We start from the raw sequence: 278 nt of genomic DNA on the forward strand, positions 1-278 counted from the left end.
GCCTTCACACAATCCATGCAGACAGAGCAAACGTGATCTGTTGATGAATGGGTGGTAGATGGAGCTTGTGTGGGGCACAGAGGATTTCCTGATCGCAGGACAGCCGTACCGGGGATTTCCGATTCTGCTATGGGACTCGATGGAGAGCTGCACTCACGCCAATCAGTTCTTCCGCTTCTACCTACTTCGCGGAGACATCGGCTCGGAGCAATCTTGGCCGAGTACAGGGCGAGCGCTGTACGACTACTTCAGCTTCTTGCAAGCTCATGATCTTGATT

1 protein-coding gene is annotated in these 278 nt (G+C 53.2%); it reads left to right on the forward strand.

Features of this window, described 5'->3' with window-relative positions; translation table 11 throughout:
* Positions 1 to 58: 58 nt before the first annotated feature.
* Positions 59 to 278, forward strand: a 220-nt coding sequence (locus FJ988_RS31065) for a hypothetical protein (RefSeq protein WP_210242793.1), incomplete at its 3' end; no start/stop codon positions are given.

Origin of the sequence: Mesorhizobium sp. CU3 (genome assembly GCF_006442965.1) — a bacterium.
Classification (GTDB): Bacteria; Pseudomonadota; Alphaproteobacteria; order Rhizobiales; family Rhizobiaceae; genus Mesorhizobium.